Source organism: Streptomyces sp. NP160 (assembly GCF_006335115.1).
Classification (GTDB): domain Bacteria; phylum Actinomycetota; class Actinomycetes; order Actinomycetales; family Quadrisphaeraceae; genus Quadrisphaera.
The window spans coordinates 14,380-36,996 of sequence record NZ_VDMJ01000037.1 but is presented as its reverse complement, the minus strand read 5'-3'; the positions used below and the strand labels follow the sequence as shown (position 1 = coordinate 36,996).

Annotated in this window: 22 protein-coding genes and 2 pseudogenes; 12 read left to right on the top strand and 12 right to left on the bottom strand. The window is 77.0% G+C overall.

Features of this window, described 5'->3' with window-relative positions:
• Positions 1-18: 18 nt before the first annotated feature.
• Together FHN55_RS17365 and FHN55_RS23325 are read left to right on the top strand one after the other, a co-directional pair.
• The gene (locus FHN55_RS17365) at positions 19-2,112 is read left to right on the top strand and encodes a S9 family peptidase (RefSeq protein ID WP_218974779.1); all 2,094 of its coding nucleotides are present in this window, start codon (positions 19-21) and stop codon (positions 2,110-2,112) included.
• 9 nt (positions 2,113-2,121) lie between these two features.
• Entirely contained in the window at positions 2,122-2,271 is a 150-nt protein-coding gene (locus FHN55_RS23325) for a hypothetical protein (RefSeq protein ID WP_218974778.1), read from the top strand.
• 394 nt (positions 2,272-2,665) lie between these two features.
• Here the strand turns inward: FHN55_RS23325 and FHN55_RS17360 are convergent, their stop codons facing one another.
• The 4 genes and pseudogenes from FHN55_RS17360 to FHN55_RS24320 all read right to left on the bottom strand — a co-directional run.
• Positions 2,666-3,256: a maleylpyruvate isomerase family mycothiol-dependent enzyme gene (locus tag FHN55_RS17360; protein WP_257571102.1), complete on the bottom strand. Its 591-nt coding sequence runs from the start codon at positions 3,254-3,256 to the stop codon at positions 2,666-2,668.
• Positions 3,253-4,197: an aminoglycoside phosphotransferase gene (locus FHN55_RS17355; RefSeq protein ID WP_139713584.1), complete on the bottom strand. Its 945-nt coding sequence runs from the start codon at positions 4,195-4,197 to the stop codon at positions 3,253-3,255. Before FHN55_RS17355 ends, FHN55_RS17360 begins: the two co-directional genes overlap by 4 nt.
• A 61-nt stretch (positions 4,198-4,258) precedes the next feature.
• Positions 4,259-4,786, bottom strand: a complete 528-nt coding sequence (locus FHN55_RS23855; protein ID WP_257571101.1) for a hypothetical protein — start codon at positions 4,784-4,786, stop codon at positions 4,259-4,261.
• A 119-nt stretch (positions 4,787-4,905) separates the two neighbouring features.
• Positions 4,906-5,343 (bottom strand): annotated as a pseudogene (locus tag FHN55_RS24320) (NAD-dependent epimerase/dehydratase family protein); the annotation flags it as partial.
• Between FHN55_RS24320 and FHN55_RS17340 the strand changes: the two are divergent.
• Positions 5,342-6,013: a bifunctional 2-polyprenyl-6-hydroxyphenol methylase/3-demethylubiquinol 3-O-methyltransferase UbiG gene (locus tag FHN55_RS17340; RefSeq protein WP_139713581.1), complete on the top strand. Its 672-nt coding sequence runs from the start codon at positions 5,342-5,344 to the stop codon at positions 6,011-6,013. The pseudogene FHN55_RS24320 and the gene FHN55_RS17340 sit on opposite strands and share 2 nt — an antisense overlap.
• 39 nt (positions 6,014-6,052) lie before the next feature.
• Positions 6,053-8,278 (top strand): DEAD/DEAH box helicase, encoded by a 2,226-nt coding sequence (locus FHN55_RS17335; protein ID WP_139713580.1) that lies wholly within the window; start codon positions 6,053-6,055, stop codon positions 8,276-8,278.
• Between the two features lie 41 nt (positions 8,279-8,319).
• Here the strand turns inward: FHN55_RS17335 and FHN55_RS17330 are convergent, their stop codons facing one another.
• Positions 8,320-8,706, bottom strand: coding sequence for a DUF1905 domain-containing protein (locus FHN55_RS17330; RefSeq protein ID WP_139713579.1), 387 nt, complete (start codon positions 8,704-8,706; stop codon positions 8,320-8,322).
• 123 nt (positions 8,707-8,829) lie between these two features.
• Between FHN55_RS17330 and FHN55_RS17325 the strand changes: the two genes are divergently transcribed.
• The gene (locus FHN55_RS17325) at positions 8,830-9,192 is read left to right on the top strand and encodes an STAS domain-containing protein (RefSeq protein ID WP_139713578.1); all 363 of its coding nucleotides are present in this window, start codon (positions 8,830-8,832) and stop codon (positions 9,190-9,192) included.
• A gap of 34 nt (positions 9,193-9,226) precedes the next feature.
• Here FHN55_RS17325 and FHN55_RS17320 read toward each other — a convergent pair whose 3' ends face one another.
• On the bottom strand, positions 9,227-9,631 hold the full coding sequence (locus FHN55_RS17320; RefSeq protein WP_257571100.1) for an HIT family protein: 405 nt from the start codon (positions 9,629-9,631) through the stop codon (positions 9,227-9,229).
• Between the two features lie 91 nt (positions 9,632-9,722).
• Here FHN55_RS17320 and FHN55_RS23850 point away from each other — a divergent pair.
• Positions 9,723-9,860, top strand: a pseudogene (locus FHN55_RS23850) (SDR family oxidoreductase); the annotation flags it as partial.
• Positions 9,861-9,911: 51 nt separating this feature from the next.
• Here the strand turns inward: FHN55_RS23850 and FHN55_RS17310 are convergent.
• The 3 genes from FHN55_RS17310 to FHN55_RS17300 are packed head-to-tail and all read right to left on the bottom strand — an operon-like array spanning position 9,912 to position 12,206.
• A complete protein-coding gene (locus FHN55_RS17310; RefSeq protein WP_257571099.1) occupies positions 9,912-10,310 on the bottom strand; it encodes a TraR/DksA C4-type zinc finger protein in 399 nt (132 codons plus the stop codon).
• Positions 10,307-11,389, bottom strand: coding sequence for a zinc-binding dehydrogenase (locus FHN55_RS17305; RefSeq protein ID WP_218974776.1), 1,083 nt, complete (start codon positions 11,387-11,389; stop codon positions 10,307-10,309). The genes FHN55_RS17310 and FHN55_RS17305 overlap by 4 nt, the downstream gene beginning before the upstream one ends.
• Before the next feature lie 10 nt (positions 11,390-11,399).
• Entirely contained in the window at positions 11,400-12,206 is an 807-nt protein-coding gene (locus FHN55_RS17300; RefSeq protein ID WP_139713575.1) for an aspartate/glutamate racemase family protein, read from the bottom strand.
• An 87-nt stretch (positions 12,207-12,293) separates the two neighbouring features.
• Between FHN55_RS17300 and FHN55_RS17295 the strand changes: the two genes are divergently transcribed.
• Both FHN55_RS17295 and FHN55_RS17290 read left to right on the top strand, forming a co-directional pair.
• The gene (locus FHN55_RS17295) at positions 12,294-13,190 is read left to right on the top strand and encodes a LysR family transcriptional regulator (RefSeq protein WP_139713574.1); all 897 of its coding nucleotides are present in this window, start codon (positions 12,294-12,296) and stop codon (positions 13,188-13,190) included.
• Between the two features lie 416 nt (positions 13,191-13,606).
• Positions 13,607-14,653: an aldo/keto reductase gene (locus tag FHN55_RS17290; protein ID WP_139713573.1), complete on the top strand. Its 1,047-nt coding sequence runs from the start codon at positions 13,607-13,609 to the stop codon at positions 14,651-14,653.
• 61 nt (positions 14,654-14,714) lie between these two features.
• Here the strand turns inward: FHN55_RS17290 and FHN55_RS17285 are convergent, their stop codons facing one another.
• From FHN55_RS17285 to FHN55_RS17275, 3 genes are all read right to left on the bottom strand, one after another.
• Positions 14,715-15,692, bottom strand: coding sequence for a hypothetical protein (locus FHN55_RS17285; protein ID WP_139713572.1), 978 nt, complete (start codon positions 15,690-15,692; stop codon positions 14,715-14,717).
• Positions 15,693-15,932: 240 nt separating this feature from the next.
• On the bottom strand, positions 15,933-16,622 hold the full coding sequence (locus FHN55_RS17280) for a type II toxin-antitoxin system PemK/MazF family toxin (protein ID WP_218974775.1): 690 nt from the start codon (positions 16,620-16,622) through the stop codon (positions 15,933-15,935).
• 77 nt (positions 16,623-16,699) lie between these two features.
• Entirely contained in the window at positions 16,700-18,277 is a 1,578-nt protein-coding gene (locus FHN55_RS17275; protein ID WP_139713571.1) for an alpha-N-arabinofuranosidase, read from the bottom strand.
• 198 nt (positions 18,278-18,475) lie between these two features.
• Here FHN55_RS17275 and FHN55_RS17270 point away from each other — a divergent pair, with 198 nt between their 5' ends.
• The 4 genes from FHN55_RS17270 to FHN55_RS17255 all read left to right on the top strand — a co-directional run bounded on the left by FHN55_RS17270 (position 18,476) and on the right by FHN55_RS17255 (position 22,612).
• Positions 18,476-19,513, top strand: coding sequence for a LacI family DNA-binding transcriptional regulator (locus FHN55_RS17270; RefSeq protein ID WP_257571098.1), 1,038 nt, complete (start codon positions 18,476-18,478; stop codon positions 19,511-19,513).
• Between the two features lie 140 nt (positions 19,514-19,653).
• Entirely contained in the window at positions 19,654-20,235 is a 582-nt protein-coding gene (locus tag FHN55_RS24170; RefSeq protein ID WP_139713570.1) for a hypothetical protein, read from the top strand.
• 38 nt (positions 20,236-20,273) lie between these two features.
• A complete protein-coding gene (locus FHN55_RS17260) occupies positions 20,274-22,064 on the top strand; it encodes a dihydroxyacetone kinase subunit DhaK (protein WP_257571108.1) in 1,791 nt (596 codons plus the stop codon).
• On the top strand, positions 22,061-22,612 hold the full coding sequence (locus tag FHN55_RS17255; protein WP_373995748.1) for a low molecular weight protein-tyrosine-phosphatase: 552 nt from the start codon (positions 22,061-22,063) through the stop codon (positions 22,610-22,612). Before FHN55_RS17260 ends, FHN55_RS17255 begins: the two co-directional genes overlap by 4 nt.
• Positions 22,613-22,617: the final 5 nt, after the last annotated feature.

Sequence of the window (22,617 nt, the reverse complement as noted above, 5' to 3'; positions counted from 1 at the left end):
CGCCGTAGGGTCGGGCGCGTGAGCAGCGCCGCCGACGTGACGACCGCCCCGCAGCACCCGCCGGTGGCGCGCCGGGAGCGCGTGGAGCGGGTGAACCACGGTGACGTCGTCGTCGACGAGCACGAGTGGCTGCGCGACGCCGAGGACCCGGCCGTCCGCGAGCTGGTCGACGCCGAGAACGCGTGGGCCGCGGCGCGCACCGCGCACCTGGAGCAGCTGCGCGAGCAGCTGTTCGAGGAGGTGCGCTCCCGCACGCAGGAGAGCGACCTGTCCGTGCCCTCCCGCGACGGCGCGTGGTGGTACTACCGGCGCACGGTGGAGGGCCAGCAGTACGGGCTCATCTGCCGGGTGCGGGCCGAGGCGCCCGCCGGCTCCCCGGAGGGCTGGGAGCCGCCGGCGCTGCCCGGGGACGGCTCCGCGCTGCCCGGGGAGCAGGTGCTGCTGGACGGCAACGTCGAGGCGGGCGACGCCGCCTTCTTCGCCCTGGGGGCCGCCTCGGTGAGCCCTGACGGGCAGCTGCTGGCCTGGTCGGCGGACACCACCGGCGACGAGCGCTTCACGCTGCGCGTGCGCGACCTCGTCACGGGTGCGGACCTCGAGGTCGCCGTCGCCGGCCTGGGGCACGGGGCCACCTGGGCCTCGGACTCCCGCACGCTGCTGTACTCCGTGGTCGACGAGGCCTGGCGCCCCTTCGAGGTGCGCCGGCACGTGCTCGGCGAGAGCGCACCGGACGGCACCGGGGACGCCGTGGTGCTGCGCGAGGACGACGAGCGCTACTGGCTGGGCGTCGGGCGCACCCGCTCGGGGCGCTTCCTCGTGCTCTCGGCGGGGTCGAAGAACACCTCCGAGGTCTGGCTGCTCGACGCCGGTGGACCGGACCGCGCCCCCGGCGAGGTGCCGGTGTCGGTGGCGGGGCGGCGCGACGGCGTGGAGTACTCCGTCGACCACGCGGTGCTGCCCGCCGGCAGCGGCGGACGCGACGTGCTGCTGGTGCTCCACGACGACGACGCCCCCGACTTCGCCCTGGCCCTGCTGGACGCCGACGGCGTGCTGGACGGGTCCGCCGACCCGGCGACCGCCCACCAGCGGTGGACCACCGTCATCGGCCACGAGCCCGGGCGCCGGCTGGAGGACGTCGACGCCTTCGCCGGTCACGTGGCGGTCTCGTGGCGGCGCGAGGCGCTGCCGCGCGTCGCCGTCCTCAGGGTCGGGCGAGACGGCGTGCTGGGCGCGCCGGAGGAGGTGCCGGTGCCCACGGCCCTCGCCTCCTCGGTGCTGGCGGGCAACCCCTCCTTCGAGGCGCCGCTGCTGCGGCTGCAGCAGACGTCCTTCACCACGCCGGTGCGCGTGGTCGACCTCGACCTGTCCGCCGGTGAGCGCGACGGGCAGCTGGTGCTGCGGCGCGAGACGCCGGTGCGCGGCGGGTACGACGCCTCGGCCTACGTCGAGGAGCGCACCTGGGCCACCGCCCCCGACGGTGTGCGGGTGCCGCTGTCGGTGGTGCGCCGCGCCGACGTCGCCGTCGACGGGACCGCCCCGGGGTACCTGTACGGCTACGGCAGCTACGAGGTCAGCCTCGACCCGTGGTTCTCCGTGCCGCGGCTGTCGCTGCTGGACCGCGGCGTGGTCTTCGCCGTGGCGCACGTGCGCGGCGGCGGCGAGCTGGGGCGGCGCTGGTACGAGGACGGGCGCCTGGCCCGCAAGCGCAACACCTTCACCGACTTCGTCGCGGCCGCCGAGCACCTGGGCCGCGAGCGCTTCGTCGACCCGGCGCGGCTGGTCGCCTCCGGCGGCTCAGCGGGTGGGCTGCTCGTCGGTGCGGCGCTGAACCTCGCGCCCCAGCTGTTCGCCGGGGTGCTGGCCGCGGTGCCCTTCGTCGACCCCCTCACGACGATGCTCGACGAGTCGCTGCCGCTGACCGTGCCCGAGCAGGAGGAGTGGGGCGACCCGATCCGCGACCCCGAGGCGTACGCGCTGATCAAGGGCTACGCCCCCACGGAGAACCTGCCGTCGGCCGCCGACGGCGGGCCGGGGTCACCGACGTGGCCGCAGCTGCTGGTCACCACCAGCCTGCACGACACGCGCGTGCTCTACGTGGAGCCGTTCAAGTGAGTGGCGCGGATGCGGGCCCAGGCCCCCGACGGCGCCCCCGGCGTGCTGCTGAAGACCGAGGTCGACGGTGGGCACGGCGGCCGGTCGGGCCGCTACGAGGCGTGGCGCGAGCGGGCGTTCGAGGACGCGTGGGCGCTGGACGTGCTCGGCCTGGCCTGACGCGCAGCTCCCGCCCGGTGGCTGAGGGCGGCCGGGACGACGGACGTGCGGGGGTGCGCCGGCAGGCGCCCAGTGGGTCCTCCGACGGGTTCCTGCACGTCGGTCGTCACGGCTCAGCCAGCCGGGTCGTCCCGACCGACATGCAGAACTCCTCCGCGACGTCCGCTGGGCGCCCGCCGGCAGACTTCTGCATGCTGGTCGGGACGGCTCGTCCGGTACCGGCGTCGCGTACCCACAGCGGTGGTCATCGGCTCCACCTGAGGCCGCAGCGGGCGCACGCGGGGGCCCGAGGTCGCCGTCCGGCTGAACCGTCCCCCGCCACCGCGACGCCTGCCGCCAGGAGGCGGCGGTCGTCGCCCTGCTCGCCGGCAGCGCCCTCCCGCCCGCTGTGAGCTCACCAGTCCCGGTCGTCCCCGCAGGGGGCGGGAGAGGGCTCCACCCAGCCACCCGCCCGCGGGTGCCCCGGCAGCGCCACCCGGCCGGTGCACCACAGCAGCACCTGCCACGGCGACCCGGCGGGGGCGCGCGTCCACAGCCGGTCCAGGACCCCCCGCGCCAGGTCTTCCGGCGGCTCGAAGCCCAGCCCCAGGCCCTGGCAGACGTCCCAGGCGTGGACCAGCAGCTCGTTGACGCCGAGCACCGCGAAACCGCTGGGGTCGGTCGTCCCGAAGTGCCACGCCCGTGCCCGGGGGTCAGCGGCGTCCAGCGCGAGGACCAGCAGCGACGCGGAGGTCCGGACGGCCTGCAGCAGCTGCGACGGAGAGGCGTCGGGGCGCACCACGAGGTCGAGCGGGAGGTAGGCGTCGCGAGGTCGAGCGGTGACCTGGCACGCGTAGGCGAGCAGGTCGTGCGCGACGTGGGCGGTGGTCTGCCAGCAGCTCCAGTCGAGGTCTCCCGCGGGCGCGCTCCACTCGTGGTCGGCGCTCGGCTGCAGGGCGGCGGTCATGGCCGCGACAGCTCGCTCCACGTCACGGGCGCCGCTCACGCGCCCGCGCCCCCGAGCACGTCCAGCGCGCGCCGGTAGCGCGCCACGTCGACCGCCCGCAGCGGCACCGCGCCCTGAGCACCTCTCGCGGTGACGTCGTCGCAGCCGTCCCCCACCAGCTGCACGTCGGTGAGCAGCCGGAACAGCAGCGCCCGCGCCACCAGACCCACGTCCCCGCTCTCGCCGGCCGCGGAGACCAGGCCGCCGTCCTGGCCCCACCACAGCAGTCCGTCCGCGACGACCACCGCGCCCGCGTAGGCCGCCGGCCTCCAGTACGGCGAGACGTCGATGACCGCCGGGGGCAGTCCCTCGGCGAAGAGCACGTTCCCCGTCATGTCGCCGTGGACGAGCTGGTCGGCTCGCGGGTGGCGGTCACCGCGCCGGGCGAGCTGCCGCAGCCCGTCCACGAGCGCGCGCTGGTCGGGGAGGACCTCCAGCGGCTGCTCGCCCCAGGCGGCGCGGTCGGCCACCGCCCACGGGTCGGTGCGGCGCTCGAGGAACCCGGGCCGCGGCAGGGGGGCGAGGGCCGTCGAGAAGGCCCGCGCGGTGGCCAGCAGGTCCACCCAGCGGCCGGCGGGGCCGGGCTCGCCGGCGGCCCAGGTGGTGGCGCTCCAGCCGTCGACGACCCACCGGTCCCCGGGTCCCGGCACCGGAGCAGGCAGGCGGAAGCCGACCTCGTGCGCCGGTGCGACGCACAGCGGCGCCAGGACCTCGGCCAGCCAGGCGACCTCCTCGGCCTGCAGGTCGCCCTCGACGGGCTTGAGCACCAGGGGCGCCGCCGGGCGCCCCGAGCCGGTCGCCGCGTCGGGCGCCGGGGCTGGGGCTGGGGCTGGCGAGACCAGCCAGCTGCTGCCCTGACCGCCGGGAAGCACGGTGACGGTGGCGCCGCGGAGGCCGAAGGCGGCCAGGACCCGTGACGGCGGCGCAGCGGCGGTGGGCACGACCAGAGCCTGGCACCAGAGGCACCAGCCCTGCTCGGGATGGACGAGGGCGGGGACAGCGTCACGGCGACCCGGTCGCCCGGTGTCGTGCTGGTGCTGGTGCCCGCGAGCGCGAGCGCTCCACGAGCTCGGCCACGCTCGCGCCGACCGTCTGCGCGTGGGTGCCGGCAGGCCGGTACCCGACCGCCCGGGACGCCCGCGTGTCCAGGAAGAAGGGCGGCCACGTGCTCCAGGGCGAAACGTCGCCGTCCGCGTCCCCGTCGTCGTCGTCGACGACCTCCACCTCGACGCCCGTCGCGGCAGCGACGGCGGTGACCACCTCGGCGGCCGTGGGGGTGCCGGGATCGGCGGAGTTCAGCACGCGGTGCGCGGGCCGCTCGGCGCACAGGAGGACCAGCGCGGCGAGGTTCGCGGCGGCCGTCGGGTGGTTGCCGGCGCCCGCGGCGTGCGGGAGGCGGAAGGTGCGCTGGCCGGCCAGCACCCTGTCGACCACCCACTGCTCGCGCGGGTGGGCGTTCCCCGGGCCGTGGACCCGCGACGGGCGCAGCACGGAGACCGGCAGGTCCGCACCGCGGTACACCGCCTCCACCGCCGCCTTGTGGGGCCGTAGCCCGCGCGCGAGTCGTACGCGCCCGACCAGTCCGGCGCCAGCGTCGGGGTGTCCTCGGTGACCGGGCCGCCGAAGTCGGGCGCTTCGTCGCTGTTGGAGTGGCGACCCTGGGCGTCGCGGTACACCGCCTTGCTCGACACCACGACGACGGAGCCCACGTCCGGGGACGCCTCGAGCACGCTGCGCGCGTGCGCTGCCGTGAAGGCGAGCACGTCGACGACGACGTCCGCGCCCCTCCCGACCGCGGCGCGCAGCTCGACCGGGTCGTGGCGGTCCGAACGGAGGAAGGCCACGCCGCGCTCGCGCAGCGCCGCGGGGAACCGGTCCGCCGACCGGCCGGTGCCCACCACGCGGTGCCCGGCGTCCGCGAGCGCGGCCGCGACGGCCCTGCCGGTCATGCCGCTGACCCCCAGCACGAGCGCCTCCACGCGCGCCTCCCCTCCGCTCGTCCCCCGGTCGCGGTGCCCCGTCAGGGTGCACCTGTTCCGGTGGCAGGTGATCTGCAGGCCCGGCGCCGCCTCCACACTGGCGGGCATGGCAGCCCCCGCGGTGGCGTCGACGGCGCTGAGGACGCTCGACGCCCTCAACGCCCGCCACCCCTGGTCGCACGACGACGTCTACGCGCCGGTGGTGCTGCACCACGCCCGTCGCGTCGCCGCGGAGGGGGGCACCCGCGCCGTGGACGTCGGCTGCGGCACGGGGAACCTGCTGCGGCAGCTGGCGAGGGTGCTGCCGCGGGTCACCGGCGTAGAGCCGGACGAGCGCTGCGCGGACCTGGCCGCGTCGGCCACCGCGGCCCTGCCGAACGTCGAGGTGCGGCACGCGCCGTTCGAGGCCCTGCCGGAGCGGTCGGTCGACCTGCTGACCTTCGTCGCGAGCCTGCACCACCTCCCGCTGGAGCCGACGCTGGCGGCGGCCCGTGTTGCGCTGCGCCCGGGCGGGAGGCTCGTGGTGGTCGGCTGCTACCGCGACACCCGTGCCGACCGGTACCACTCGTGGGTCTCGGTGGCGCTGAACCCGCTGGTCGGGCTGGTCAGGCACCCGAGGACCGCCACCGAGCACCCGGCGCACATGACCGCTCCGACCCGCGAGGCAGCGGAGCCGTACGTGGAGATCGCCGCCGCGCTGCGGACGCAGCTGCCGGGTGTGCGCGTGCGGCGCTGGCTGTTCTGGCGCTACGTCGCGGTCTGGACGGCCCCGCGCTGACAGGGGTGCTGTCGGAGGCGCAGGGCAGAGTGGTGCTCCGTGAGCGCCGCGACCACCGTGACCACCTCAGCGACACCCACCGAGCTGCGCGAGGCGGCTGAGGCGCACCTGCGGGCCCTGGCCGGCGAGCACGCCCGCCTGCGCGAGGACCAGTGGGCCGCCATCAGCGCGCTGGTGGCCGATCGCCGCCGCGTGGTCGTCGTCCAGCGCACCGGGTGGGGCAAGTCGGCGGTGTACTGGGTGGCCACGGCGCTGCGGCGCCACCACGCCCAGGTCGGTGGGGCGGGCCCGACGCTCGTGGTCTCCCCGCTGCTGGCGCTCATGCGCGACCAGGTGGCCGCGGCCACGCGCTCCGGGCTGCGCGCGGTCACGCTGAACTCCGCCAACGTCGACGACTGGCCCGCCATCGAGGAGCAGATCGCCGCCGACGCCGTCGACGTCCTGCTCGTCAGCCCCGAGCGCCTCAACTCCGTCGGCTTCCGCCAGCGGGTGCTCCCCCGGCTCGCGCCGCGCCTAGGCCTGCTCGTGGTGGACGAGGCGCACTGCATCTCCGACTGGGGCCACGACTTCCGCCCCGACTACCGCCGCCTCGCCTCGGTGCTCGCCGGGCTGCCCGAGGGCACCCCGGTGCTGGCGACGACGGCGACGGCCAACGCCCGCGTCTCCGCCGACGTCGCCGCCCAGCTCTCCGCCGACGGGACACCCGCGCTCACGCTGCGCGGGCCGCTGGACCGGGAGGGCCTCGAGCTGGCCGTGGTGCCGACGCCGGACGTGGCGCACGCCTACGCCTGGACCGCGCAGTTCCTGCGCGAGTCCTCCGGCAGCGGCATCGTCTACACGCTCACGGTGGCCGAGACGGCGCGGCTGGCCGAGTTCCTCGCCTCCGAGGAGGGCGGTGGCCACGCGGTGGCCGCCTACTCCTCGGCCACCGAGCCCGCCGAGCGCGAGCGCCTCGAGGCAGCGCTGCTGTCCGGTGAGCTGCGCGCGCTGGTGGCCACCTCCAGCCTCGGCATGGGCTACGACCACCCGCGCCTGGCCTTCGTCGTCCACCTCGGCGCACCGAGCTCGCCGGTGGCGTACTACCAGCAGGTCGGCCGCGCGGGCCGTGCCCTGGACGGCGCCGTCGGGGTGCTCCTGCCGACCGCCGCCGACGAGCGGATCTGGGCCTACTTCGACTCCACCGCCTTCCCGCCCGAGCCCGTGGTCCGCCGCGTGCTGGAGGTGCTGGAGCGCCTCAGCGGCGGACAGGAGGGCGTCGGGCTGCCCAAGCTCGAGGTGGAGGCCGGGCTGCGCCGCGGCCGGCTGGAGGCGCTGCTCAAGGTGCTCGACGTCGACGGCGCCGTCGAGCGCGTCGCCGGCGGCTACCGCACCACCGGCGAGCCGTGGCACTACGACGCCGAGCGCATCGCCGGGGTGGCCGCGGCGCGCCGCGCGGAGCAGGCGGTGATGCGCCGCTACGCCGCCACCCCGGCGCTCCAGGCCCCGGGAGCAGAGCCGTGCCTGCTGCGGGTGCTGCGCTCCGAGCTCGACGACGACGGCGCCGTCGACTGCGGCCGCTGCGCCGCCTGCACCGGCCACCTGCCCGCACCGGGGCTCGACGTGGACGAGCAGCTCGCCGCCGCCGCGCTGCGGCACCTGCGCAGCCAGACCACAGTGCTGGAGCCGCGCAAGATGTGGCCGTCGGGCACCTCGGGCCGCCGGGGGCGGATCGCCGAGGGCGTGCGGGCCGAACCCGGCCGCGCCCTGGCCATCGGGGAGGACCCGGCGTGGGGAGACGCCGTGGCGGCCGTGCTGCGCGAGGGGCCGGCGTCCGCCGCGTGGGCCGACGTCGTCGACGGGTGCGTGCGGACGCTGGGCCGCTGGCGCTGGCCCGCGGGCCGGCCGGCGTGGGTGACGTGGCTGCCCGACGGCTCCGGCGGCGCGTCGGCGCGCGAGGCGGCGGCCCGCGCGCTCGCCGAGGCGCTCGGCGAGGTGGGGCGCCTGCGGGTGCTGCCCGCCCTGCAGGCCGTGCCGGGTGCGCCGCTGGAGGCACCGCGCCGCGAGGGGGCCGGCCCCGCTCCCGCCTCCGCAGCGGCGGGCATCGCCCTGGCCCGACTGGAGCTGTCCCCGGAGGGCCGCGAGGCGGTGTCCGCCTCCGGCGGGGCGCCCGTGCTCGTGGTGGACGCCGAGACGCGCACCGGCTGGTCGCTCACGGTCGCCTCGGTGCTGCTGCGCGAGGCCGGCGCCGGCCCGGTCTACCCGCTGGCGCTGCTGAAGCGCGCCTGAGCACCCCACACCGCTCACCGCGCCGGCGTCGGCGGGCGCCCTCAGTGGTGGGTCTCCACCGCGACCCGCGCCTCGTCGCCCAGCTCCAGGCCCTCCCGGGCGCGCACCGCCTTCTTCAGCGGCAGCACGTAGCGGACGCGCCGCTCGCCCTCCACGTCAGGGGCTCCCGACGGCTCGGGGAAGATCGAGGTGGTCCACCGCGAGCCGCCGACCGTGACCGTCACCCTGACGGCACCGAAGCCGGCGCGCGGACGGGGCACCGCGGCGATCTCGTCGGACGCGTCCTGGGGCAGGGTCGCGAAGACCCACTCGTCGGTGCGCGCCTGCCACCGCCACAGCTCCGCCGTGAACTCGTAGCGCGTCTGCGCGCCAGGCGGCCCGCCGTCGTCGTCCTGCTCGTGGTGCCCGCCCGGCCGCCTCCTCGCCACCGCCCCAGCGTGGCGCAGCAGCCCCTCGCCGTCACCCTCGGCCTGCGGAGGGGAGACACCGTGATGGTGCGCCAGGGGGACGTCGGCTGACGATCGAGGGCCCGCCCGTGCAAGATGGGGGGCGTGGGGACAGCACCAGCGCGCGGTGACGCCGTCGGCGGGCCCGTGGGGACCATCGACCTCGACGCCGCGGACCCCACCACGCTGGTGGTCAGCGGCGAGGTCGACATCTCGGTCACGCAGGACGTGCTCCACGACCTGCCGCAGTGGGGTGACGTCGAGCAGGTCGACCTCACGGACACCACGTTCCTGGACTCCTCCGGCATGCGGCTGCTGGTGCAGGTCGCCCGCCTGGTCGCGCCGCGCCGGGTGCGGGTGGTCGGGGCCAGCGGGCAGCCGCTGCACGCGCTGGAGATCTTCGGCGCCGACCACGTGGTGGACCTGGTCCCCGGGGCTCCGGCCCGCGAGCGCCCCACCGGGACCTGAACCACCAGTCCGCCCCGCCGGAGCTCCGAGCGGCTCACCCCGGAGCGAGCTGCTCCCGGACGGCGTCAGCCACCTCGCGGGCCTGTCCCGCCGCGTAGCGGCGGCGCGGGCCGAGGAAGAACCTCAGCCCGTCACCCCGGGTGCGGGGGATCACGTGCAGGTGCACGTGCGGGACGCTCTGGCTGACCACGTTGTTGTTCAGCAGCAGCGCCCCGTCGGCTCCCGTGGCCGCCTCGACGGCGCGCTGCAGCGCCTGGCTCGTGGTGAGCCACTCGTGGGCGAGCTCGACGGGCAGCTGGTCCCACGTCTGCACGTGGACGGCCGGCACGAGGAGGACGTGCCCGGGGAACAGCGGGTGCGCGTCGAGGAAGGCGACCACGGTGTCGGTGCGGTGCACCACCTCCGCCGAGACCTCCCCGCGCACGATGCTGCAGAACACGCACGGCTGGTCTGACCCCCGCGGGGTGAACTCCTGCGCCACACCCGCTCCCTGCCCACGCGCGGGGCCGGGAAAACCCGGTGCTCACCGGCGAGCGGCCACGCCGCTCGGACGCCTGGGCACCCCGCAGGACACCGCTGACCTCGTGGAGTTCCTCCTGTCACCGCGCGGCGGCTGGGTGACCGGGCAGGTGCTGTTCAGCAACGGCGGCTTCCGCACCCACCGCTGACCCGATCTCACACCGCGTCGACCTGCCGTGTGAGATATGGAACCTCAGCTGCTACCTCACAGAGGCGCACGAGACGCAGGTGTGAGAAGTGGGTCTGACCAGGAGCCTTCCCGGTGCGATCTCACATCCGCAGCGCTCGCACCGTCCGAACGTCCCCGTGGCGACGCGCTCGAGAGCGGCGTCCACCTCCCGCAGCCGGGCGAGCTGGCGGTCGCGGACGGCGATGGCCTGGGCCCGCTCGAAGGCGATGGTGGCGCCCTCCGGGTCGTGCTCGTCGTCGGCGTTGGAGTCGCGGGAGGCCTCCACCACCCCCGCCACGGCCCGCTCCAGGTCGCGCACCTGCGCGGTCGCGTCGGCCCGCTCGGCCTCCAGCGCGGCCACCACGTCCGCCAGCGAGAGCGGCGGGCCCGGTGAGGACGGCGGCTGTGAGGACGGCGGCTGTGAGGTCACGGGCGGATCATCGTGACGCCGACGGGTGCTGTGCCGCCGTCCATGGCCCGCACCAGCGCCTCGATCCCGGCGGCGTCCTCCAGGGGCAGCCAGCGCGCCACGAGGTCCTGCGGTCGCAGCCGGCCGCTGGTGACCAGCGCCATGAGCTCGGGGTAGCTGCGGGCGTCCATGCCGTGGCTGCCGAGCAGCGCCAGCTCGTGGCTGACCACGCGGGAGACCTCGACCACGGGCTCGGAGGCCACCAGGCCGATCTGCACGTGCCGGCCGCGCCGGGCCAGCGAGAGCAGGCACGCGTCCAGCGCCCCGGGCCGGCCCACCGCGTCGACGCTGACCGCCGGTCCCGCGCCACCGCCGGCCGCCCGCACGGCGTCGGCGACCTCGGCCGGGGACAGGCCCGCGGTCCTCACGGTGGCGCTGGCGCCCAGCTCCACCGCGCGGGCCAGCGCCCGCTCGTCCACGTCGGCGGCCACCACCTCGGCTCCGAGCGCCGCGGCCACCACGACCGCCGACAGCCCCACGCCTCCGCAGCCGACCACGAGCACCCGCTCACCGGGCCGCAGCTGCGCGCGCTGCACCAGGCCGCGGTAGGCGGTGGCGAAGCGGCAGCCGAGCAGGGCGGCGGCCCCGCCGTCGACGTCGTCCGGCACCTCCACGAGGTTCACGTCCGCGTGGCGGACCACCACCTGGTCCGCCCACGACCCCTGGGTGGTGAAGCCCGGCTGGGTCTGGTCGCGGCACACCTGGCCGTCACCGGCGGCGCACTCGGGGCAGGAGCCGCAGGCGTGCACGAACGGGGTGGTCGCGCGCCGTCCCAGCCACGACGCGTCGACGCCGGCGCCGACGGCCACCACGCGGCCCGCCAGCTCGTGGCCCGGGACGTGGGTCGCGGCGCCGCCCCCGGGACCGGCGTGGGCGCCGACCACGACGTCCGGGTCGTGCCCGGCCCACGCGTGCACGTCGCTGCGGCACAGGCCCGTGGCCTCCACCGCCAGCACCGCGCCGTGCACCGGAGGCTCGGGGTCGGGCAGGTCGACCAGGGTCAGGGGGCCGCCGGGCTCGGCGTACTGCAGCGCGCGCACCCGGCGGAGGCTAGACGGTCGCCAGCGCGGCGACCGGGCCGGCGGCGGGCACCTGACCGGAGGCCGCCAGCGCGGCCTCGACGTGGAGCCGCGCCGAAGGCAGCAGCGGCACGCCGGCCGGGGCGTCATCGGGGCCGAGGAGCAGCTCCAGCTCGGTGCAGCACAGGCCCACCGCCTGCGCGCCGCGCTCGGCCAGGTCGGCCACCACGGCGGCGACGTCGGCGCGGGTGCCGGGCGAGAACACCCCGCGGCACAGCTCGCCGAACACCGCGGCGTCCACGCGGGCCACCCCGGCGGCGTCGGGCACCACCACCTCCACCCCGGAGCCTGCGAGGCGCTCGGCGTAGAACGGCTCGGTCATGGTGCCGCCGGCACCGAGCAGCCCCACCGTCCGCGCCCCGCGCGCCAGCGCCGCCCGCGCCACGACGTCCGCGAGGTGCAGGAAGGTCGCGCCCCGCTCGGCGAGCGCCTCCTCGAGCGGGCCGGCCGCCTTGTGCATGTAGTTGGTGGCGACGACGACGACGCCGGCGCCCGCCCCCGCGAGCGCCAGGCCCTCGCGGCGCAGCTGCTCGGCGGCGGCGTCCCAGCGGTCGGTGAGCTGCAGCTGGCGGACGGGGGCGAAGTCGAGGCTGCGGACCAGGAGGTCGGCGCTGGCGAGCGGCTCGCCGGGCTGGTCGCCGGTGCCACCGGCGCGGTGGTCCCGGACCAGCTCGTTGGCGAGGCGGTAGTACAGCGCCGTCGACTCCCAGCTCATGCCGCCGAGGACGCCGACCGTCGTCGTGCTGGTCGTGCTGGTCGGGGAAGCGGGTGCGGTCATGGCTCCACGCTGGCCGCGGCTGCTCCCAGGCGGTAGCCCTGCCGCCCTGCAGGCACCCACAAGCGCTGCTTGTGGGACAGTCGGCAGGTGGACCCCCGACGCCTGCTCGTGCTGCTCGCGGTGGAGGAGGCCGGGTCGCTGACCGGCGCGGCGGCCCGGCTGGGCACCACGCAGCAGGCCGTGAGCCAGCAGGTCACGCGGCTGGAGGCGGAGGCGGGCACGGCCCTGCTGGTGCGCGAGGGCCGCGGCAGCTCCCTCACGGAGGCGGGCCGGGTGCTCGCGGCGCGCGCGGAGGAGCTCGCAGAGGTGCTGCGGGCCGCCGAGGAGGACCTCGCCGCGCTCTCGGGACTGGTGCGGGGCGAGGTGTCGCTGGCGGCCTTCCCGACCGCCTCGGCGGTCGTGGTGCCGCGAGCGCTCGCTGCGCTGGCGGCGCGGGCACCGGGCCTGTCGGTGCGGCTCACCGAGGCCGAGCCGCCCGAGGCGGAGGCCGCCGTGCGCGAGGGGCGGGTGTCCCTGGCGCTGGTCTTCCGCCACGCCCGCGACAGCGAGCCCGTGCCCGGGGACCTCCTGCGGGTGCCGCTGGGCAGCCACCCCGTGCACGCGGTGGTGCCCGCCGGTGAGCGACCCCCGGCCCACCTGGCGGACCTGGCCGGCAGGCCGTGGATCGCGGGCTGCCCCCGCTGCCGCGCCCACCTCGTGCGCTGCGCCGCTGCGGCGGGCTTCACCCCCGACGTCCGGCTCGAGACCGACGACCACGTCGCGGTCCAGCACCTCGTGGCCGCGGGACTCGGGGTGGCGCTGCTGCCGTCCTGGGCGCTGCGGGCGAGCACCGTGCCGGGCGTGGTGCACGCCCCGAGCGCTGGGCTGGACGCCCGGGTGGTGGAGCTGCTGCTGCGCCCCGAGTCCCAGCGGGTGCCCGCGGTGCAGGCGCTCACGGCCGAGCTGCGCCGCGCGGTGGGAGAGCTCGACGCCGTCAGCCCCTGACGCCTGCGGGTCAGCCGGCCTCGCGGCCCTCGACGCACCACCTCCGTGTCGTTCAGGTGCGCCCGACGCGCCACCTCCGTGTCGTTCACGACGCCGTGACGCGTCGCGCGCTTGTCATTCACGAGCGGCCGACGCGCGACGCGCGTGTCGTTCACGCGGACCGACGCGTCGCGCCCTTGTCATTCACGGTCCAGCGACGCGTCACACGCATGGGAGTCAAGCCCGAGTCGAACAGCGTCACCAGTGCCACGACGCGCGGTGACGCGGCAGTGACGCTGCCTCCGGCAGGACTGACTCGTGATGACTCGCACGAGGACGTGGATGACTCGTGGGTCTGAGGCGGCCTGGGAGGTGGCCCGGAGGGGCCGGCGGCACCCCGGCGCGCGCACCGGCTCCGCGGCGAGGAGGGTGGAGCGGTGGAGACGAGGCTCTTGGGAGCAAGCGGGTGCGCCGTCTCGGCGTTCACCCTCGGGACGATGACGTTCGGCAAGGAGACCGACGAGGCGGGCGCGCACGAGCAGCTCGACGCCTTCGTCGAGGCGGGCGGCACGCTCGTCGACACCGCCGACGTCTACAACGACGGCGTCAGCGAGGAGGTGGTCGGCCGGTGGATGGCCGACCGGCCCGACGACGTCACCGACCGCGTGGTGCTGGCCACCAAGGGCCGCTTCCCCACCGGGCCGGGCGCCAACGACGTCGGGCTGTCGCGGCGGCACCTGACGCGCGCCATCGACGCGTCCCTGCGGCGCCTCGGCAGCGGTGTCGACGCGATCGACCTCTACCAGGTGCACGCGTGGGACCCGCTGACGCCGCTGGAGGAGACGCTGCGCACCCTCGACGACGCGGTGCGCGCGGGCAAGGTCCGCTACGTCGGCCTCTCCAACTTCACCGGCTGGCAGGTGCAGAAGGTCGTGGCCCTCGCCCGCCAGCTGGGCACCGCCGTCCCCGTCACCCTGCAGCCGCAGTACAACCTGCTGGCGCGCGGGGTGGAGCTCGAGGTCGTCCCCTCCTGCCTGGACGCAGGGCTGGGCCTGCTGCCGTGGTCCCCGCTGGGCGGGGGGTGGCTCACCGGCAAGTACACCCGTGACCAGCGCCCCACCGGCAGCACCCGGCTGGGCGAGAACCCCGACCGGGGCATGGAGGCCTACGGCAAGCGCTCATCCCAGCAGCGCACGTGGGACGTGGTCGACGCTGTGCAGCAGGTGGCGCAGCAGCGCGGCACCTCGATGGCCGCGGTGGCGCTGGCCTGGCTGGTGGCGCGCCCGTCGGTGACCTCGGTGATCCTCGGGGCGCGGACCACCGAGCAGCTGCGGGAGAACCTCGGCGCGGCCGACCTGCGCCTGGAGCCGGCGCAGGTGGAGGCCCTCGACGCCGCCAGCGACCCGGCGCCGGACGACTACCCCTACGGCCCGGCCGGCAGCGCCCAGCGCAGCCGCCCCGTCACCGGGGGCCGCGCGAGCTGAGGGACCGGCTGGCCGGCCGGACCGGCGCGACCGGCCCGACCGGCCTGCGGGTGAGGGCCGGTCAGGCCTCCTCGAGGAGCGCCCGGGCGATGACCCGGGCCTCCTCGAGGCCGTCGTAGCGGAGCTTGTAGGTGGCGGTGCGGCCCGAGCCCGTGGTGGACAGCAGGTGGCGCCGGCCGGCGAGGTGCTTGGTGTAGTTGCCGGTGTCGAGCAGCCCCAGGCGCTCCACCTCTGCCCTGACGACGGCGTCGGGGACGGGCTCTCCGCCGTCGCGCCCGCTCCAGCGCAGCGCCGCCAGGAGGAGCACTGCGGCGGTGCCCACGCGCTGCGCTCGGGTGCGTCCCAGCCGGGCCGGGTCCCCGGCGAGCTGCAGCTTGCCGCCGCGCTCCTCCCAGACCCTGTCGAGCAGCTCGGGGCGGACCCCGAGCGCGTCGGCGATGGAGCCCCACGGCTCCTCGCCGGCCCCGGGCGCACCGGACCACGAGCGCGGGCCGACGGCCACGAGCCGCTCAGGCCCCCGCCGCGGGACGGACCAGTCGGTGCCGTCGTCGTCGGCGTCGGGGCGGGGAGCCAGGCGGGGCAGGCCGGCGCGCTGCGCGGCGGCGCTGGTCAGGGGACGCAGGACGCGCGGCGCCTCGGGCCAGTCGGGCCCGTGGTCCGCCCGGTGGTCGGCACGGGCGTCGGCACGGGCGTCGGCACGGTGGTCCGAGCGGTGGTCGAGGTCCCAGGGGCGGTGGTCGTCGTCGCGGTCCGCGTCGCCGTAGGCGGGGTGCTCGCGGCCGGTGCTGGGGCGGGGCTCGCCGCCGTGGAGCCTCAGCGCCGGCCCGGCCGAGCGGTCGAGCGGGCGGTCGGCGGTGCGGTCCCCCGTGCGCTCGGGACCCTGCTCGGGCGCCGCTTCCGGGCGTCCCAGGGGCGCCTCGCCGGCGGACCGGAGCACGAGCTCGACAGCGGTGGTGAAGGCCACCGCGCGCAGGTCGCCCGCGACCCCGGAACGGTCGACGGCGTCCGCGGCGCAGCGGAGCACATCGGCGACGTCCACACGGTGAGCGTAGCGGCGCACGGAGCCGCCGCGCGCCGGGTGACGGGAACGCGTCGAGATCGACTCGCGGTGCGCCTCGGCAGACTCGATCCCACCCCACCGCAGTACTCGCCGGCGTACTGGCGCACCTCGGAGTGTGAGTCGCTACCACCGGCGGTGACTGGCGGCGTCGCGCTTCCTACTCGCACCCACCGTCCACGTCGGCGCCCCCGGCAGGTGGCGACGCGCAGCGGGCGGCACCTACTGACCGCGCGACGCCGCGACGACGCGTTCGAACACCTCGCGGGACAGCGCTGCCCCCTCGCGCCGGACGGCGGCGACGGGCAGGTGCAGCACCCGGTCCAGGCGCACCTCGCTGGGGCGGCGCTGTGAGTCCCACGCGCCCGTCCCCACGTCCATCCACCGGCGGCCGTCGTGGTCGCGCTCGCCCTGGGTGCGCGGACCCGCGTGGTCCTTGCTCGTGAGCATGAGGCCGACCACCTCACCACCGGCAGCGCCCTGGCGGACGTCGAGCACGAGCACCGGGCGGTCCTTGCCGCGGGAGGCGTCCTCCTCGTAGGGCACCCACGCCCAGACGACCTCGCCGGGGTCGGGCTGCCCGTCCGCCTCCGGCGCGTAGCGGGGCCCCGCCTCGGCGGGCGCGTCGCGGGGGCGGGGAGCGGGCGCCGGCTCCCGGCGCAGGCGCCCGGACGGCCTGCCGCCCGGCGAGGACGTCGAGGACGGCGAGGACGGCGAGGACGGCGAGGACGGCGACGGTCGCCGCGGCGGGGAGGACCGCTGCGCTGGACGGTCGGCCGTGCGGTCGGCAGCACGATCGGCTGCGCTGCCGCTCCGGTGGTCGGCCCGTGCCTCGGGAGGCGGGGTGGACCGCGCCGCGGAGGCCACGGCCTTCGCGAGGTCGACCAGCTGCGCCAGGATCCCCTTCGCCACGCCCCCACCGTAGGACCGGGGGCAGGGGCCGCCCCCCAGCGGCGGTCCCTCCCCCCGGTGGTCTGCCGGGCGCCCGCTCAGCCGGCGGCGGGCACCAGCTCGACGACGGCCCACGACAGCGCCGGCAGGGTGATGCGCGCGGTCTGCGCGCCGCGCTCGCCCACCTCCAGCGCTGCCGCGCCGCCCGCGGCGGACAGCGGGCGCAGGCCCACGGCCGCGGGGGACGCCTCGGTGTTGGAGGTGTACCGGTCCTGCCCGTCGGTCGCGGCCAGCACGAGGGCGTCACCCACGGCGAGGTCGGCGAAGCCGCCCAGGCTGACGGTGGTGTCCGCGGACTCCTCCAGCGAGCGGTTGGCGAGGAAGAGGGTGACGCGCGCGACCCCGCCGTCGTCGTCGTGGTGGAGCACCGCGGAGGCGTCCACGAGGTCGACGTCGCCGAACTTGGGGGTCTCGTAGCGGTCGGAGGTGGTGCGCACGTCGAGCAGGTGGCCGCCCAGGGAGCGGCGGCGCACCTCCTCGAAGGGCAGCGCGATGGTCTGCTTCCACGCCGGGCCGCCCGGCTCGGAGCGCAGGAGCCCGATGACGTTGACGAGCTGGGCCTGGCAGCCGACGAGCACGCGGTCGCCGTGGCGCAGCAGGGAGCTGAGCAGCGTGCCGACGACCACGGCGTCCTGGACGGTGTACTCGTCCTCGATGACGCGCGGGGCGACGTCCCAGGCGGTGAGGCCCCTGGCGCGCTCGGAGGAGTTCCAGGCGGTCTGGTTCCAGACGTTCCACTCGTCGAAGCTGATGCCGATCTTCTTGCGGCTCTTGAGCTTGGCGCCGACGGCGTCGGCGGTGGCGGCCACGGAGTCGATGAAGAGGTCCATGTCCACCGCGGAGGCGAGGAAGTCGGCCAGCGGCGTGGTCTCGGACTCCTCGTAGTAGGCGTGCGCGGAGATCATCTGCACGTCCTCGTAGGTCTCCTCGAGCACGATCCGCTCCCACTCGCCGAAGGTCGGCATGGAGCGCGAGGAGGAGCCGCAGGCCACCAGCTCGATGGTCGGGTCGACCTGGCGCATGGCGCGGGCGGTCTCGCCGGCGAGGCGGGCGTACTCGTGGGCGGTCTTGTGCCCGGTCTGCCAGGGGCCGTCCATCTCGTTGCCCAGGCACCAGAGCTTGATGCCGTACGGGTCCTGCCGGCCGTGGGAGCGGCGCAGGTCGGAGAACCTGGTGCCCGAGGGGTGGTTGGCGTACTCAAGGACGTCGCAGGCCTCCTGGAGGCCGCGGGTGCCCAGGTTGACCGCGTACATGACCTCGGTCTGGGCCTTGTCGGCCCAGCGGGAGAACTCCTCCAGGCCGAAGGCGTTGGTCTCCACCGTGCGCCAGGCCCTGTCGATGCGGCGCGGGCGCTGCTCGAGCGGGCCGACGCCGTCCTCCCAGTCGTACCCGGAGACGAAGTTGCCGCCGGGGTAGCGGACCACGGTGGGGCCGATCTCGCGGACCAGCTCGAGCACGTCGGAGCGCAGCCCGTCGGCGTCGGCGCTGGGGTGGTCAGGCTCGAAGATCCCCGTGTAGACGCAGCGGCCCATGTGCTCGACGAAGGAGCCGAAGAGGCGTCGGGGCACCGGGGCCGTCGTGTAGGCGGCGTCGAGGGAGATGCGGGCGCGAGGCACGGGGCGTCCTTCCGGAGGGACCTGGGGCGGCGGCGGAGTCGCTCCTCGGTGAGGGCCCGCGCGTCGCTGCGCTGGACTTTACAACGTCGTAAATCCTGGTGGCCCCTCCCCCGGCCTGTCAACCCCGCGGATCACCGCACCGGTGCCGGTGCGGTGAGCAGATCGACTCCGGGGGCCCCTCGGCGCCAGACTGCGCCGGTGAGCTCTCCGCCGACGCGCAGACCGGTGACCATCCGCGAGGTCGCCGCAGCCGCCGGCGTCTCCCCCAAGACCGTCTCCAACGTCGTCAACGCCTACGTCCACGTGCACCCCGAGACGCGCCGCCGGGTGCAGGGGGTCATCGACGCCCTCGGCTACCGGCCCTCCGCGGTGGGGCGGCAGCTGCGCAGCGGTCGCACCGGGATGATCGCCCTGGCCGTGCCCAGCATCTCCGCGCCGTACTTCGCCGACCTCGCCCGCCACGTGGCCGCGCAGGCCCGCGAGCGCGGGCTGGTGCTGGTGGTGGAGCAGACCGAGGGCCAGCTCGAGCGCGAGCGCGAGGTCGCCGACGGCCAGCCCGTGAGGTTCGCCGACGGGCTGCTCCTGTCGGCGCTGGAGATGCCCGACGAGGAGCTCGCGGCCCCCCACCCCGACACCCCGATCGTGCTCATCGGCGAGCACGGGGGCTCCGACCTCCCGGTGGACCGGGTGAGCATCGACAGCGCCGGCGTCGCCCGCCTCGCCGTGGACCACCTGGTCTCGTGCGGGCGCTCCCGCGTGGCGTTCCTGGGCGACAAGGCGCCGGTGCACAACAGCGCCCGCCTGCGCATGGCCGGCTACCGGGCCGCCCTGGACGCCGCCGGGCTCGCCTTCGACAGCACGCTGGTGCCGCTGTGCGACGACTGGACCCGCGAGGACGGCCACCGCGCCACCGTCGCGCTGCTCGCGGCGCGCCCCGACGTCGACGCGGTCTTCGCCGCCAACGACGAGCTGGCCCTGGGGGCGCTGGCCGCCCTGCGCGAGGCGGGCCGCAGCGTGCCCGGGGAGGTGGCCGTGGTGGGCGTCGACGACGTCGGGGAGGCCCGCTTCTCCTGGCCCGCCCTGACCACCGTCGCCATCGACAGGGCCTTCGTGGCCGAGCGCGCCGTGGAGCTGCTCACCACCCGGCTGGCCGACCCCGCCCTGCCGCCGCGGCAGCTGCAGACGCCGTTCCGGCTGGTGGTCCGCGACAGCGCGCCGGTCACCGCGCGCGTCTGACGCGACCCGTGCGGGGGCGCGTCACCCGGTCGCCGCAGACGGCGGGCTCTCGCCGCACCGGGCCCCGGGCGGGCGGCTAGGGTCGCGTCTGACGCGGCCCCCCGTCGCGCGCCAGCACCACACCGCGAGGAGGGCCCGCCGTGAGCACGTGCGCCTCGACCTCCCCGGAGCCCGGCCGGTCCGGGCGCTCCGAGCAGCCGGGCCAGCCCGCGGCGGGTGCGTCGGCCGCCGCGGAGGCGGCGTGCCGGTCCCACCTGCCCGGCCACCGCATGCCGCGCCTGCTCGCCGAGCTGGTGCGCCGCACCCCATGGGGGTGGCGCCGGGGCACCGTGACGTCGGTCAGCCCCGACGGCTGGATCCTCCTGGACTGCGCCGAGGACGCCCTGGGCACCGCCGGGCAGACCGGCGCGGGGACGGGCCCGGTCCGGGTGGGCAGGGCGCCGGTGCACGCCTGGCACCACCTCGACCTGTCGGGCCGGCTGGTGCCGGGCACCGCGGTCCGCCTGCACCAGCGGGCGACCCGCCACCCGGACGCCCCGCTCGGCGTGGGCGCCGCAGCGCTGGCCGGTCCCCCCGGCGTGCTGCCGGGGCTGGTGAGCCTGCACGTGGCGCAGGGCCCACCGCCGCTGCCGGACCCGGTGGACCTCGAGGCGTGGGCGGACCCGGCCGACGCCGTCGTCATCGACCTGCGCACCCGCGAGCCGCTCGTCCCCCTGCGCTGACCGCGCCGTCCCGGGCGGGCGGCGCTAGCGTCCGGGGCGTGGCTGACGACGTCCACCCGGGCCCCCGCACCGACACCCACTTCCTCCCCGACGCCGCCTCGGCGGTCGCCGACGCGGCCAGGGGCCTGGCGATGGCGCACCCGGCGGACGTGGGCGTGGTGCTCGACCCGCTGCACCTGTACGCGCGCCGCCGGGCGCCGGGGCGGCAGGTGGCGCTCGTCTCCGGCGGCGGCGCGGGGCACGAGCCCCTGCACGCCGGCTTCCTCGGACCCGGTGGCCTCGACGCGGCCTGCCCGGGGCTGGTGTTCACCTCACCCCACCACCGCCAGGTGCACGAGGCAGCGCGCGGCGCCGCCGGTCCCGGCGGGGTGCTGCTGGTGGTCAAGAACTACACCGGCGACGTCATCTGCTTCGCGATCGCCGCGGAGCGCCTGCGCGCCGAGGGCGTCGCGGTGGAGACGGTGCTCGTGGACGACGACCTCGCCACCGAGGGCTCCCCCGACGGCGGCGACGGCGACGGCGACGGCGGTGGGGCCAGCCAGCGCCGCGGCACCGCCGCGACCGTGCTGCTGGAGAAGGTGCTGGGCGCCGCGGCCGACCGCGGTGACGACCTCGCCGCGCTGGCCTCCCTGGGCCGCGACGTGGTTTCGCGGGCGCGCAGCCTCGCGGTGGCCTCGCGGGCGCAGACGTCGACGGCCACCGGGCAGCCGGCCTTCGAGCTGGGCCCGGACGAGCTGGAGCGGGGCGTGGGCATCCACGGGGAGCGCGCGGCGTCCACCACGGCCCGCCCGCCGACCCGCGAGCTGGTGGCGGGCATGCTCGTCGAGCTGCTCGAGGGGCTGGAGGCCGCCGGGGCACCCGTCGACGACGAGGGCGTCGCGCTGCTGGTCAACGGCCTGGGCGGGACGACGTCGCTGGAGCTGCACGCCCTGCGGGCGCTGGTGGGCGACCTGCTCGCCGAGCGCGGCGTGCGCGTGGCGACGTCCCTGGTGGGCACGTACACCGCGGCCCTGGACATGCGCGGCTTCTCCCTGACGCTGCTGGCGCTGCGTCCCGGATGGGCTGAGCTGCTGGCCGCGCCCACGGCGACCCCGTCGCTCCCGGCGCTGCCGGGTGAGGAGGCGCCGCGGATCAGGGAGCGCGTCGACGGGGCGTCCTCCGGTGGAGACGGACCGGCCGCGCACGCGCAGGACCCCGACGACGCCGGCGCCGCCGTGGTGGACGCGTGGGCGCAGGCGCTGGACGCCGCCCACGAGGACCTCACGCGCCTGGACCAGCTGGCCGGCGACGGCGACTTCGGCGACAACGTCGCCTCCGGCCTGGCCCACGCGCAGCGCCGCGGAGGCACCCTGTCCGGGGCGGCCGGGGCCTTCCTCGACGAGGTCGGCGGCAGCAGCGGCCCGCTGCTGGGGCTGCTGCTCACCGAGCTGGTCCCGGCCGTGCGCCGCGGCGACCCCTCGCAGGTGGCCGGCGACGTCGGGGCCGCACTGCGCTCGGGAGCGCAGGCCGTGACGCGCGTGGGCGGCGCGCAGGTGGGTGACCGCACCTTCCTCGACGCCCTCGTCCCCGCCGCCGACGCCCTCGACGCGGGCGGCTCGCTGGTGGACGCGGCGCGGGCCGCCGTCGACGGGGCGCTGGGCACGGCGCAGCTGGTGGGGCGGCGGGGCCGCTCCCGCTACCTGGGTGACCGGGCGGTCGGTGCTCCGGACCCGGGCGCCGTCGCGGTGGCGGCGCTCGTCGTCGTCGTCGCCCAGGTCCTCGAGGAGTCACCGCAGGCGCAGGCGCTGCCGTCGCCGTCGCAGGTGGCGTCGGGGACGATCGAGGGGTGAGCTCCCCCTCCCCCGACCGCCCGTCCGGCAGCGGCCGCCCCTACCGGATCATGACCGTCTGCACCGGCAACATCTGCCGCTCCCCCATGGCCGAGGTGGTGCTGCGGCACCGGCTGGACGAGGCCGGCCTGGGTGAGGACGTGGTGGTGGTCGACTCCACCGGCACGTCCGACGAGGAGGAGGGCAACCCGGTCGACCGGCGCGCCCGCCGCGTGCTCACCGACGCCGGGTACGACGTCGAGGAGGGCGCGGGGCGCCACCGCGCGCGACAGGTGCAGCCCGGGCAGGTGGAGCAGCGCGACCTCGTGCTCGCCATGACCGCCGCGCACCGCCGCGCCCTGCAGCGGATCGCGCCCGGGGCCTCGGACCGGGTGGCGATGTGGCGGTCCTTCGACCCCGCCGCCTCGGGCCTGGTGGGCGCGGGGCTGGACGTGGCCGACCCCTGGTACGGGGACCTGCGCGACTTCGAGGTCTGCCTGGCCCAGGTCGAGGCCGCCGCCGACGGCGTGGTGGACCACGTGAGGACTGCGCTGGCGCAGCGGGTGTGAGCGGG